The organism is Phytobacter sp. V69, assembly GCF_965644215.1.
GTDB lineage: Bacteria > Pseudomonadota > Gammaproteobacteria > Enterobacterales > Enterobacteriaceae > Phytobacter.
This window is the reverse complement of record NZ_CBFFRL010000007.1, coordinates 1-13195: the sequence shown is the minus strand read 5'-3', so window position 1 is coordinate 13195 and position 13195 is coordinate 1. Positions and strand designations below refer to the sequence as shown.

Here is a 13195-nt window from a genome sequence, read left to right as displayed (position 1 = left end):
TAAAGGCAGATGACGACTTGCATAAAAAGAAACCATTTGTAAATCGCCTCATTTCTGGTTTCTTTTTGCTTTATTGTGTTTTTATTCATTAATTTGGCGTAAGTATGCAGTTTTATTCATACTGAATCGCTTCAAATGCCTGCGATGTCGTTTCAATAACGTTAAAATTGCCTCTTTAGTAGTAAAGGATAAATTTGTGCAAGGTTACATGTTTGAAACGTTATTTCTGTAACGTTGTTAAAATGCGCATGGTTTCCTGATTTCAATCAAAACCTGTATGGACATAAGGTGAATACTTTGTTACTTTAGCGTCACGAATATGAAATTGGTAAGACCAATTTACTCCGGGCGAATGGTAGAGACAGGGAACAATGGCCTACAGCAAAATCCGCCAGCCAAAACTATCCGATGTGATTGAGCAGCAACTGGAGTTTTTGATTCTTGAGGGGACTCTGCGCCCCGGTGAAAAATTGCCTCCAGAACGCGAACTGGCCAAACAGTTCGACGTTTCACGTCCTTCACTGCGTGAGGCCATTCAGCGCCTCGAAGCGAAAGGGCTCCTGCTGCGTCGCCAGGGTGGCGGTACGTTTGTTCAAAGCAGCCTCTGGCAGAGCTTCAGCGATCCGCTGGTTGAATTGCTCTCCGATCATCCCGAATCCCAGTTTGACTTGCTCGAGACGCGTCACGCGCTGGAAGGCATTGCCGCTTATTACGCCGCATTGCGCAGCACGGACGAAGACAAGGTTCGTATTGGCGAGCTGCATCAGGCCATTGAGCTGGCGCAGCAATCCGGCGACCTCGACGCGGAATCTAATGCCGTCGTGCAATATCAAATCGCTGTAACCGAAGCGGCGCATAATGTGGTGTTACTGCATTTGCTACGCTGCATGGAACCCATGTTGGCACAGAATGTTCGTGAAAACTTCGAATTGCTCTACGCGCGCCGCGAGATGCTGCCGCTGGTGAGTAAGCATCGCAGCAGTATCTTCGCAGCCATTATGGCGGGCGAGCCGGAAGAGGCGCGTGAAGCCTCGCATCGCCACCTGGCCTTTATCGAAGAGATCTTGCTGGACCGCAGCCGTGAGCAGAGCCGTCGTGAACGCTCGCTCCGTCGGCTGGAACAGAGAAAGAATTAGCATTTTCTGGCGGAGTTTGTGCCGGAAGAGTTGTAACCCAGAGCGCCAAATATTTAGAGCGCGGCAACTAAACGCAGAACCTGTCTTATTGTGCTTTTAGTTTTTCGAGATAGTTCAGATTGTATCGCGGCGGCAAGCGCGCGAATCTCCAGGAGCATAGTGAACTATGTAACTGGAATGAGGAAGCGAAGCCAACAAAGAGACAACCTGAACCAGGAAGAAAAAAGAGTGCAATGGGACAGGTTCCAGCTAAATCAACGTATTATAGAGATAGATAAGGAATACCCCCCATGTCAGAACGTTTCCAAAATGACGTGGATCCGATTGAAACTCGCGACTGGCTACAGGCGATCGAATCGGTAATCCGTGAAGAAGGTGTTGAGCGTGCTCAGTATCTGATTGACCAGCTCCTTTCAGAAGCCCGCAAAGGCGGCGTGAAAGTTGCGGCTGGTACCGGAGCTAGCAACTATGTCAACACTATTGCCGTTGAAGATGAACCGGAATACCCGGGTAATCTGGAGCTGGAACGTCGTATTCGCTCGGCAATTCGCTGGAACGCCATCATGACGGTCCTGCGTGCTTCCAAGAAAGATCTGGAACTGGGTGGCCACATGGCTTCCTTCCAGTCTTCTGCAACTGTCTACGAAGTGTGCTTCAACCACTTCTTCCGTGCAGCCAACGAGAAAGACGGCGGCGATCTGGTGTACTTCCAGGGCCACATCTCTCCGGGCATCTATGCACGTGCATTCCTGGAAGGTCGTCTGACTGAAGAGCAGATGAACAACTTCCGTCAGGAAGTTCATGGCAAAGGCCTGTCTTCCTACCCGCACCCGAAACTGATGCCGGAATTCTGGCAGTTCCCGACCGTATCCATGGGTCTGGGCCCAATCGGTGCAATCTACCAGGCTAAATTCCTGAAATATCTGGAACACCGCGGCCTGAAAGATACCTCTGAGCAGACCGTTTACGCCTTCCTGGGCGACGGTGAAATGGATGAGCCGGAATCTAAAGGTGCGATCACTATCGCGACCCGTGAGAAACTGGACAACCTGTGCTTCATCATCAACTGTAACCTGCAGCGTCTGGATGGTCCGGTAACCGGTAACGGCAAGATCATCAACGAACTGGAAGGCATCTTTAGCGGTGCTGGCTGGAACGTGATTAAAGTCATGTGGGGCGGTCGTTGGGATGAGCTGCTGCGTAAAGACACCAGCGGCAAACTGATCCAGCTGATGAACGAAACCGTTGACGGCGACTATCAGACCTTCAAATCCAAAGACGGCAAATACGTGCGCGATCACTTCTTCGGTAAATACCCTGAGACCGCTGCACTGGTTGCTGACTGGACTGACGAGCAGATCTGGGCCCTGAACCGTGGTGGTCACGATCCGAAGAAAGTCTACGCTGCACTGAAAAAAGCGCAGGAAACCAAAGGCAAAGCAACTGTAATTCTTGCTCAAACCATTAAAGGTTATGGCATGGGTGACACCGCCGAAGGTAAAAACATCGCTCACCAGGTTAAGAAAATGAACATGGACGGCGTGCGTTATATCCGTGACCGCTTCAATGTTCCGGTAACCGACGAGCAAGTTGAAAAACTGTCTTACCTGACCTTCCCGGAAGGCACCGAAGAGCACAAGTACCTGCACGAACGTCGTCAGGCGCTGAAAGGCTACCTGCCAGCTCGTCAGCCGAAATTCTCCGAGAAACTGGAACTGCCTACGCTGGAAGATTTCTCTCAGCTGCTGGAAGAGCAGAACAAAGAGATCTCTACCACTATCGCTTTCGTTCGTGCCCTGAACGTGATGCTGAAAAACCCGTCGATCAAAGATCGTCTGGTGCCGATCATCGCTGACGAAGCGCGTACCTTCGGTATGGAAGGTCTGTTCCGTCAGATCGGTATCTACAGCCCGAACGGCCAGCAGTACACCCCGCAGGACCGTGAGCAGGTTGCTTACTATAAAGAAGACGAAAAAGGTCAGATCCTGCAGGAAGGTATCAACGAACTGGGTGCCGGCGCATCCTGGCTGGCTGCTGCGACCTCCTACAGCACCAACAACCTGCCGATGATCCCGTTCTACATCTACTACTCCATGTTCGGGTTCCAGCGTATCGGTGACCTGTGCTGGCAGGCAGGCGACCAACAGGCTCGCGGCTTCCTGGTAGGTGGTACTTCCGGTCGTACGACCCTGAACGGTGAAGGTCTGCAGCACGAAGATGGTCACAGCCACATTCAGTCTCTGACTATCCCGAACTGTATCTCTTACGACCCGTCTTACGCGTACGAAGTGGCGGTCATCATGCATGACGGTCTGACCCGTATGTACGGCGAAGCGCAAGAGAACATTTACTACTACATCACCACCCTGAACGAAAACTACCACATGCCGGCAATGCCAGCAGGTGCCGAGGAAGGTATCCGTAAAGGTATCTACAAACTCGAGACCGTTGAAGGTAGCAAAGGTAAAGTTCAGCTGCTGGGCTCCGGTTCTATCCTGCGTCACGTTCGTGAAGCAGCGCAGATCCTGGCGAAAGACTACGGTGTGGGCTCCGATGTGTATAGCGTGACTTCCTTCACTGAGCTGGCGCGTGATGGCCAGGATTGTGAACGCTGGAACATGTTGCACCCGATGGAAACTCCGCGCGTTCCGTACATCGCTCAGGTGATGAACGACGCACCGGCAGTGGCATCTACTGACTATATGAAACTGTTCGCAGAGCAGGTTCGTACTTACGTACCGGCTGATGATTATCGCGTACTGGGTACTGACGGCTTCGGCCGCTCTGACAGCCGTGAAAACCTGCGTCACCACTTCGAAGTTGATGCTTCTTATGTGGTTGTAGCAGCACTGGGCGAACTGGCTAAACGTGGCGAAATCGACAAGAAAGTGGTGGCGGAAGCAATCACCAAATTCAACATCGATGCAGAAAAAGTTAACCCGCGTCTGGCGTAAGAGGTAAAGAGATAATGGCTATCGAAATCAATGTACCGGACATCGGGGCTGATGAAGTTGAAATCACCGAGATCCTGGTCAAACCAGGCGACAAAGTTGAAGCTGAACAGTCGCTGATCACCGTAGAAGGCGACAAAGCCTCTATGGAAGTCCCGTCTCCGCAGGCTGGCGTTGTTAAAGAGATCAAAGTATATGTTGGCGACAAAACCGAGACTGGCAAACTGATCATGATTTTCGATTCCGCCGACGGTGCAGCAGCTGCACCTGCCAAGGCAGAAGAGAAGAAAGAAGCGGCTCCGGCAGCAGCACCTGCTGCGGCAGCGGCAAAAGACGTTAACGTACCTGACATCGGTGGCGACGAAGTAGAAGTCACTGAAATCATGGTTAAAGTGGGCGACACCGTTGCCGCTGAGCAATCTCTGATCACCGTAGAAGGCGACAAAGCCTCTATGGAAGTTCCGGCTCCGTTCGCGGGCGTCGTGAAAGAGATCAAAATCAGCACCGGTGACAAAGTGTCTACTGGCTCCCTGATCATGGTCTTCGAAGTGGCGGGTGCTGCACCTGCTGCTGCGCCAGCACAGGCGGCGGCTCCGGCAACTGCTGCTCCGGCTGCGGCCGCTGGTCCGAAAGACGTTAACGTACCGGATATCGGCGGTGACGAAGTTGAAGTGACCGAAGTGATGGTGAAAGTGGGCGATAAAGTTGCCGCTGAACAGTCACTGATCACCGTAGAAGGCGACAAAGCTTCCATGGAAGTTCCGGCGCCGTTCGCAGGTACCGTTAAAGAGATCAAAATCAGCACCGGTGACAAAGTGTCCACTGGCTCCCTGATCATGGTCTTCGAAGTAGAAGGCGCTGCGCCTGCTGCGGCTCCGGCTGCTGCACCTGCCGCCGCTGCTCCGGCTCCGGCCGCTCAGGCTGCTAAACCGGCTGCTGCTAAAGCTGAAGGCAAATCTGAGTTTGCTGAAAACGACGCTTACGTCCACGCCACCCCGCTGATTCGCCGTCTGTCTCGCGAATTCGGTGTAAACCTGGCGAAAGTGAAAGGGACTGGCCGTAAAGGTCGTATCCTGCGCGAAGACGTTCAGGCTTACGTGAAAGACGCTATCAAACGCGCTGAATCTGCACCTGCTGCAGGCGCTGCAACCGGTGGCGGTATCCCGGGCATGCTGCCTTGGCCGAAAGTCGACTTCAGCAAGTTTGGTGAAATCGAAGAAGTGGAACTGGGCCGTATCCAGAAAATCTCTGGTGCTAACCTGAGCCGTAACTGGGTGATGATCCCGCACGTTACCCACTTCGACAAAACCGATATCACCGATCTGGAAGCGTTCCGTAAACAGCAGAACGCCGAAGCTGAGAAACGTAAACTGGACGTGAAATTCACCCCAGTGGTCTTCATCATGAAAGCCGTTGCTGCCGCTCTGGAACAGATGCCGCGCTTCAACAGCTCTCTTTCCGAAGATGCTCAGCGTCTGACCCTGAAAAAATACATCAACATCGGTGTTGCAGTTGATACCCCGAACGGTCTGGTTGTTCCGGTCTTTAAAGACGTGAACAAGAAAAGCATCACTGAGCTGTCTCGTGAGCTGACCGTGATCTCCAAGAAAGCGCGCGATGGCAAGCTGACTGCTGGCGAAATGCAGGGCGGTTGCTTCACCATCTCCAGCATCGGTGGCCTGGGTACTACCCACTTCGCCCCGATTGTTAACGCGCCGGAAGTGGCTATCCTGGGTGTCTCCAAGTCTGCGATGGAACCGGTCTGGAATGGCAAAGAGTTCACTCCGCGTCTGATGATGCCGATCTCTCTGTCCTTCGACCACCGCGTGATTGACGGTGCTGATGGTGCGCGCTTCATTACCATCATCAACAACATGCTGTCTGACATCCGCCGCCTGGTGATGTAATCGAAAAGCCGGCCTGACGGCCGGCTTTTTTCTGATAATCTCATTCATGTATTTGAGGTTATTAGATGTTAAGGATAATTCGTTTGCCGTTTGTTGTTTCAAAATTGTTAACAGTTTTGTAAAATGCGAGCGGATAGAACGTCCCGGTTGAGGATGGGCGACAAGTACCCTGGATCGCCGGAAATTATTTAAGAGGTCATGATGAGTACTGAAATCAAAACTCAGGTCGTGGTACTTGGGGCAGGCCCCGCAGGTTACTCTGCTGCATTCCGTTGCGCTGATTTAGGTCTGGAAACCGTCATCGTAGAACGTTACAACACCCTTGGTGGTGTTTGTCTGAACGTCGGCTGTATCCCTTCTAAAGCGCTGCTGCACGTAGCAAAAGTGATTGAAGAAGCGAAAGCGCTGGCGACTCACGGTATCGTATTTGGTGAGCCGCAGACTGATATCGATAAAATCCGTACCTGGAAAGAAAAAGTTATCACTCAGCTGACCGGTGGTCTGGCGGGTATGGCCAAAGGCCGTAAAGTGAAAGTGGTTAACGGTCTGGGTAAATTTACCGGTGCGAACACTCTGGAAGTAGAAGGCGAAAACGGCAAAACCGTGATCAACTTCGACAACGCAATCATCGCGGCGGGTTCCCGTCCGATCGAACTGCCGTTCATTCCGCATGAAGATCCGCGTGTGTGGGACTCCACCGACGCACTGGAACTGAAAACCGTTCCTAAACGCCTGCTGGTTATGGGTGGCGGTATCATCGGTCTGGAAATGGGTACCGTTTACCATGCGCTGGGTTCAGAGATTGACGTGGTTGAAATGTTCGACCAGGTTATCCCGGCTGCCGATAAAGACATCGTTAAAGTCTTCACCAAACGCATCAGCCAGAAATTCAACCTGATGCTGGAAACCAAAGTGACTGCCGTTGAAGCGAAAGAAGACGGTATTTACGTTTCCATGGAAGGCAAAAAAGCGCCTGCCGAAGCACAGCGTTATGATGCGGTCCTGGTCGCTATCGGTCGTGTACCGAACGGCAAACTGTTGGACGCAGGTCAGGCGGGCGTTGAGGTTGACGAACGTGGCTTTATCCGCGTTGACAAACAGCTGCGCACCAACGTACCGCACATCTATGCTATCGGCGATATCGTCGGTCAGCCGATGCTGGCGCACAAAGGTGTTCACGAAGGCCACGTTGCTGCCGAAGTTATCGCCGGCAAAAAACACTACTTCGATCCGAAAGTTATCCCGTCCATCGCGTATACCGAGCCAGAAGTTGCATGGGTTGGTCTGACTGAGAAAGAAGCGAAAGAGAAAGGTATCAGCTACGAAACCGCCACCTTCCCGTGGGCTGCTTCTGGCCGTGCTATCGCTTCTGACTGCGCAGACGGCATGACCAAACTGATTTTCGACAAAGAAACTCACCGCGTTATCGGTGGTGCGATTGTCGGTACCAACGGCGGCGAGCTGTTGGGTGAAATCGGTCTGGCGATCGAAATGGGTTGTGACGCAGAAGACATCGCGCTGACCATCCACGCTCACCCGACTCTGCATGAGTCTGTTGGCCTGGCAGCCGAAGTGTTCGAAGGTAGCATTACCGACCTGCCGAACCCGAAAGCGAAGAAAAAATAAGTTCGCTGACTGCTAAACGCCTCCCCGGAGGCGTTTTTTTTGCCCCCTTTTTTGTGAAAAATTCACAATCTCTCCATTTTTGGTATAAATTTCGCCAGCGATCTGCCGATGTATATACTCCAAACCTTATCGATGAGAGAGGGAGTTTCATCGTCATGATTACTGGGATCAACCACAAGACGTTCCTGACCACATTGTCAAACCTGACGTCTTCTGTCGGCAACTCCTCACCGACAGTAAAATCTAACAGCACGGCATTGCCTGCCGCAGCATCTGCATCCGCGAAAGTGATGTTCGGCAGCCAGACGGCAGAAATTGCCGCCGTGTACTCCATGTCACCCACTAAGATTAGCGATGCAGCAAAAGCGTCAACGCAGGCGGACAGTGCGCTGTCGGGGTTGATGCAGCTGGGACAGAGCAGTGAAGGTGTATCCTCGCTGAGTGGGCTGGGAGGTTTACTCCTCAGCAACTACGCCGATAACCAGGGCGATGTTAGCCAGGCGCTGACCAGTCTTGGACTGGATATCAACTCGAGTTTCGCGACCAAATCCGCCGAAAATGGACGTTTCCGGCCTGACCCAGTTTGATAGCTCCCAGATCAAATCCGTCGACCTGAAAACCGATCTGCGCATGGGCGATCTGTCTCAGCAATCTCTCAACTTCCATGCAGATGGCAGTGAGCGTTGGATTGCGTATCAGGATAATGACTTCTCGCTGAAAATGACCAGCGATACGTCTAATCCTTCCCTAGTGGGAAATGCGGCCGAGCAGCAGGCGGCGCTAAACGCCTGGGATAGCAAATTTGATAAAGCGCGTCGCGACGGTCACGGCGACAGCGATCAGATGGCGATGCTTAAATCCGCTTTCCATGCGTTGAACAAGACGCAGACGAAAGAGAACAGCAAGGCGAGTTCTTCGGGCGTTATCCAGATGGGTGGCGACGGTAAGGTACAGATCCGTGGTCTGAGCGATTTCTCTTTGTCACTGACGGAAACCGAGAAAGCCATCAACCCGTATCGTACGGACGAGAAAGAGAGCTTCGCCTACCAGGCCTCGCAATCCACGCAGGAGAGCACCGCACAAGATGGCTCCCTGAGCGTGAAGCAGACGGTGCATACGCACCTGACCGCATCCTGGTACCAGGCGCTGGATGCCGCCACGCCGCTGGCACTTAACTCGAGCAAGAATTCACACAATTATCAGTATCATACTGTGGATAATGAAGAAACCAACACCACCACCTTTAACTACAATGCGAAAGGCTACCTTGGCAGTATCGGTAATCATATGCAGGTGAATAACGTTGAGACAGTACGCAAGTACGTTCTGGGCGAACTGGTGGACAAGACCATCACGCCGGAAAGATATGAGCGTGACAACACGCTAAACATGTTAAGCGATAAGTAACATTTCTTCTGATACGGCCCTGCGGGGCCGTATTCCATGGTTTCTACCGTTTTTTCTGTGCTTTAAAATCACGATTTCCTCTGCTTTATTCTGCCCTTAACGATTCAGCTAATTTTTAATGTTGCTTTTTTGTAAACAGATTAACACCCCCTAAAAATCCTGTTATCCTGCCCGTTGCGGTATTGCGGATTTACCCTACAAACTGCTGTCTCACAGGAGCGTGAAGAGAATCGCCTGCCGCACTATGACAATGAGAGCGAGGAGAACCGTCGTGCTAGTAGAATACCGTAAGCACGTAGCCGAACGTGCCGCTGAGGGAATTGCGCCAAAACCGCTAGATGCAACCCAGATGGCAGCACTTGTTGAGCTGCTGAAAAACCCGCCTGCTGGCGAAGAAGATTTCCTGTTAGACCTCCTGACCAACCGTGTACCGCCAGGCGTTGATGAAGCGGCCTATGTTAAAGCGGGCTTCCTTGCTGCGATTGCCAAAGGTGAAGCGACTTCTCCGCTGGTTACCCCAGAAAAAGCAATTGAATTGCTCGGTACCATGCAGGGTGGTTACAACATTCATCCGCTGATCGATGCGCTGGATAATGACAAGCTGGCTCCGATTGCCGCTAAAGCGCTTTCCCACACCTTGCTGATGTTCGATAACTTCTACGACGTAGAAGAAAAAGCAAAAGCGAGCAACGCGTACGCGCAGCAGGTCATGAGATCCTGGGCGGAAGCCGAGTGGTTCCTGAGCCGTCCTCAGCTTGCTGATAAAATTACCGTTACCGTCTTCAAAGTCACCGGTGAAACCAACACCGATGACCTGTCTCCGGCACCGGATGCCTGGTCGCGTCCAGATATCCCGCTGCACGCCCTTGCGATGTTGAAAAACGCCCGTGAAGGGATTGAGCCGGATCAACCGGGTGCCGTTGGCCCAATCAAACAGATCGAAGCCCTGCAACAGAAAGGTTTCCCTCTGGCCTACGTTGGCGACGTTGTGGGTACCGGTTCTTCACGTAAATCCGCAACCAACTCCGTGCTGTGGTTCATGGGTGATGATATCCCTCATGTGCCGAACAAGCGCGGTGGCGGCCTGTGCCTCGGTGGCAAAATTGCACCTATCTTCTTCAACACCATGGAAGATGCGGGCGCACTGCCGATCGAAGTGGACGTCAATGACCTGAATATGGGTGACGTGATTGACGTTTACCCGTTCAAAGGTGAAGTGCGTAACCACGAAACCAACGAATTGTTGGCGAGCTTCGAGCTGAAAACCGATGTGCTGATCGACGAAGTCCGTGCCGGTGGCCGTATTCCGCTGATTATCGGCCGTGGCCTGACCACCAAAGCGCGTGAAGCGCTGGGTCTGCCGCACAGCGATGTGTTCCGTCAGGCGAAAGACGTGGCGGAAAGCAGCCGCGGCTACTCGCTGGCACAGAAAATGGTCGGTCGCGCCTGTGGCGTGAAAGGTATCCGTCCGGGTGCCTATTGCGAACCGAAAATGGCGTCAGTTGGCTCCCAGGACACCACCGGTCCGATGACCCGTGATGAGCTGAAAGACCTGGCGTGTCTGGGCTTCTCTGCTGACCTGGTGATGCAGTCTTTCTGCCACACTGCGGCGTATCCGAAGCCGGTTGATGTGACCACTCACCACACGCTGCCTGACTTCATCATGAACCGTGGCGGTGTTTCCCTGCGTCCGGGTGACGGTGTTATCCACTCCTGGCTGAACCGTATGCTGCTGCCGGATACCGTGGGTACCGGTGGTGACTCCCACACCCGTTTCCCGATCGGGATCTCCTTCCCGGCAGGTTCCGGCCTCGTGGCGTTTGCTGCGGCGACCGGCGTGATGCCGCTGGATATGCCTGAATCTGTACTGGTGCGCTTTAAAGGCGAAATGCAGCCGGGTATCACCTTGCGTGACCTCGTACATGCGATTCCGTTGTATGCCATCAAACAAGGTCTGCTGACCGTTGAGAAGAAAGGTAAGAAAAACATCTTCTCTGGCCGCATCCTGGAAATCGAAGGTCTGCCGGACCTGAAAGTTGAACAGGCATTCGAGCTGACCGATGCGTCTGCCGAGCGTTCTGCTGCCGGCTGTACCATCAAGCTGAACAAAGATCCGATTATCGAGTACCTGAACTCCAACATTGTCCTGTTGAAATGGATGATTGCGGAAGGTTACGGCGATCGTCGCACCCTGGAACGTCGCGTTCAGGGCATGGAAAATTGGCTGGCAGATCCGCAGCTGTTGGAAGCTGACGCAGATGCAGAATACGCCGCGGTGATCAACATCGATCTGGCGGAAATTAAAGAGCCTATCCTGTGTGCGCCGAACGATCCGGATGATGCTCGTCTGCTGTCTGATGTTCAGGGCGCGCAGATCGATGAAGTCTTCATCGGTTCCTGCATGACCAACATCGGCCACTTCCGTGCCGCCGGTAAACTGCTGGATGCCCACAAAGGCCAGCTGCCGACCCGCCTGTGGGTTGCGCCGCCGACCCGTATGGATGCCGCGCAGTTGACCGAAGAAGGCTACTACAGCGTGTTTGGTAAGAGCGGTGCGCGTATCGAGATCCCGGGCTGCTCCCTGTGTATGGGTAACCAAGCGCGTGTTGCCGACGGTGCGACGGTGGTGTCCACCTCAACCCGTAACTTCCCGAACCGTTTAGGCACCGGCGCAAACGTCTATCTGGCGTCTGCAGAGCTGGCGGCAGTGGCTTCTCTGCTCGGCAAACTGCCGACGCCGGAAGAGTACCAGACCTTTATTGCTCAGGTTGATAAGACGGCGGTGGATACCTATCGTTATCTGAACTTCGATCAGCTGAATCAGTATACGGATAAAGCTGACGGCGTGATTTTCCAGACGGCAGTATAAATGCCACACCCTCTCCCTGTGGGAGAGGGGCTGGGGGTGAGGGCATCAGACCGCACCCCGCTAAAAGGGAGAGCTTCGGCTCTCCCTTTTATTTTTTAAGCGCACCAAATGTCTATTACTGACATTTCCAAAACTCATAGCATCGAATGTATTCACTCAGTCAATCTTTGACGCTCCATCCTTATGGCGCGCGGGTTTGCTTACGCCGAAAAACCGATCGGGAGAACATGCTATGCCGGGAAATGACCATGCACTGGTGACATTGCGTCCACAACTTACGCTGTATGCTGCACGCCAGCTCATCAACAACGCCATGGCGCAGGCCCGACGCAAACAGCGTGCGGTGAGCGTCGCGGTTGTGGATACCCACGGCGCGTTAATTGCCTTCGAGCGCGACGATAATGCCTCGGGCGTGACGGTGCAAACCGCCATTGAAAAAGCCCGTACCGCCGCGCTATTACGTGATCCCTCGAAAGTGTTCGAAGATTGCATTAATTCGGGGGCCCCCAGCTTCCTGGCGACGCCGGGTATTACCGCGTTGCAGGGCGGTGTGCCGGTGGTTGTCGATAATGCGGTTGCAGGTGCTATTGGTGTGAGTGGCGCAAGCGGTGACGAAGACAATGAGATTTCGACACTGGCTTCTCGTCTGGAACAGGCATAAGGGGAAGGGCATATGTCAGAGTTAACGGATCGTAAGGTCGCGATTATTGGCGGCAGCTCCGGTATCGGTTTTCGCGTGGCGGAAAGAGCAGCGGCAGAAGGCGCACAGCTGATCCTTCTGGGTCGTAGCCCACAGCGCCTGGATGAGGCAACGTTGCGCTTGCAGGCACAGGGTGCCCGCGTCGACACGGTTATCGTCGATGCTCATGATCATGCGGCGCTTGAGCGGACATTTGCCGCACTCCCGGCGCTGGATCATGTGGTCTCGATGATTGGCGATGTAATGGGTGGCGGGTTTTTAAGTGCCTCGATGGAGGTGATCCGCCACGTCATCGAGTCAAAATTCTTCACCAACGTAAAAATCGGCCAGCTGGCAGCCACAAAGCTGAACCCTGGCGGCAGCCTGATTTACACCTCCGGCACCGGAGGACGAGCTCAGGATGCCTACGCCAGCTACGTGGGGAATTTGGGCATTAATGCGCTGGTGGAAGGGTTTGGCCGTCGAGATGGCATCGGTGCGCCGCGTCAATGCGGTATCACCCACCTGGACAGTCACCCCGTTGACCCTGTACACGATTCTGTGTAAATGCCTTTTCTCAGAAGTGACCGTCCAGGCGGTCACCGAACTCGATAATAAAA

9 protein-coding genes are annotated in these 13195 nt (G+C 53.3%); all 9 read left to right on the top strand.

Features of this window, described 5'->3' with window-relative positions; translation table 11 throughout:
* The first annotated feature begins 371 nt into the window (after nucleotides 1–371).
* The 9 genes from pdhR to ACSZPU_RS01945 all read left to right on the top strand — a co-directional run bounded on the left by pdhR (nucleotide 372) and on the right by ACSZPU_RS01945 (nucleotide 13142).
* The gene (pdhR, locus tag ACSZPU_RS01985) at nucleotides 372–1136 is read left to right on the top strand and encodes a pyruvate dehydrogenase complex transcriptional repressor PdhR (RefSeq protein ID WP_039078390.1); all 765 of its coding nucleotides are present in this window, start codon (nucleotides 372–374) and stop codon (nucleotides 1134–1136) included.
* A gap of 290 nt (nucleotides 1137–1426) precedes the next feature.
* Nucleotides 1427–4090, top strand: a complete 2664-nt coding sequence (aceE, locus tag ACSZPU_RS01980) for a pyruvate dehydrogenase (acetyl-transferring), homodimeric type (RefSeq protein ID WP_498994933.1) — start codon at nucleotides 1427–1429, stop codon at nucleotides 4088–4090.
* Nucleotides 4091–4104: 14 nt separating this feature from the next.
* Entirely contained in the window at nucleotides 4105–5994 is a 1890-nt protein-coding gene (gene aceF, locus ACSZPU_RS01975) for a pyruvate dehydrogenase complex dihydrolipoyllysine-residue acetyltransferase (RefSeq protein WP_498994931.1), read from the top strand.
* Between the two features lie 201 nt (nucleotides 5995–6195).
* Nucleotides 6196–7620: a dihydrolipoyl dehydrogenase gene (gene lpdA / locus ACSZPU_RS01970; protein WP_047373395.1), complete on the top strand. Its 1425-nt coding sequence runs from the start codon at nucleotides 6196–6198 to the stop codon at nucleotides 7618–7620.
* A 155-nt stretch (nucleotides 7621–7775) separates the two neighbouring features.
* Entirely contained in the window at nucleotides 7776–8207 is a 432-nt protein-coding gene (locus tag ACSZPU_RS01965) for a hypothetical protein (RefSeq protein WP_498994928.1), read from the top strand.
* Entirely contained in the window at nucleotides 8179–9027 is an 849-nt protein-coding gene (locus ACSZPU_RS01960) for a hypothetical protein (protein ID WP_498994926.1), read from the top strand. Before ACSZPU_RS01965 ends, ACSZPU_RS01960 begins: the two co-directional genes overlap by 29 nt.
* Before the next feature lie 271 nt (nucleotides 9028–9298).
* The gene (gene acnB, locus ACSZPU_RS01955) at nucleotides 9299–11896 is read left to right on the top strand and encodes a bifunctional aconitate hydratase 2/2-methylisocitrate dehydratase (RefSeq protein ID WP_498994924.1); all 2598 of its coding nucleotides are present in this window, start codon (nucleotides 9299–9301) and stop codon (nucleotides 11894–11896) included.
* 232 nt (nucleotides 11897–12128) lie between these two features.
* A complete protein-coding gene (locus ACSZPU_RS01950) occupies nucleotides 12129–12557 on the top strand; it encodes a GlcG/HbpS family heme-binding protein (RefSeq protein ID WP_498994923.1) in 429 nt (142 codons plus the stop codon).
* 12 nt (nucleotides 12558–12569) lie between these two features.
* Nucleotides 12570–13142 (top strand): SDR family NAD(P)-dependent oxidoreductase, encoded by a 573-nt coding sequence (locus ACSZPU_RS01945; protein ID WP_498994922.1) that lies wholly within the window; start codon nucleotides 12570–12572, stop codon nucleotides 13140–13142.
* Nucleotides 13143–13195: the final 53 nt, after the last annotated feature.

Coding starts and splice junctions, on each gene's coding strand:
- ACSZPU_RS01945 (WP_498994922.1), top strand. CDS start 12,570: ATGTCAGAGTTAACGGATCGTAAGGTCGCGATTATTGGCGGCAGCTCC.
- lpdA (WP_047373395.1), top strand. CDS start 6,196: ATGAGTACTGAAATCAAAACTCAGGTCGTGGTACTTGGGGCAGGCCCC.
- aceF (WP_498994931.1), top strand. CDS start 4,105: ATGGCTATCGAAATCAATGTACCGGACATCGGGGCTGATGAAGTTGAA.
- ACSZPU_RS01950 (WP_498994923.1), top strand. CDS start 12,129: ATGCCGGGAAATGACCATGCACTGGTGACATTGCGTCCACAACTTACG.
- pdhR (WP_039078390.1), top strand. CDS start 372: ATGGCCTACAGCAAAATCCGCCAGCCAAAACTATCCGATGTGATTGAG.
- ACSZPU_RS01965 (WP_498994928.1), top strand. CDS start 7,776: ATGATTACTGGGATCAACCACAAGACGTTCCTGACCACATTGTCAAAC.
- aceE (WP_498994933.1), top strand. CDS start 1,427: ATGTCAGAACGTTTCCAAAATGACGTGGATCCGATTGAAACTCGCGAC.
- ACSZPU_RS01960 (WP_498994926.1), top strand. CDS start 8,179: ATGGACGTTTCCGGCCTGACCCAGTTTGATAGCTCCCAGATCAAATCC.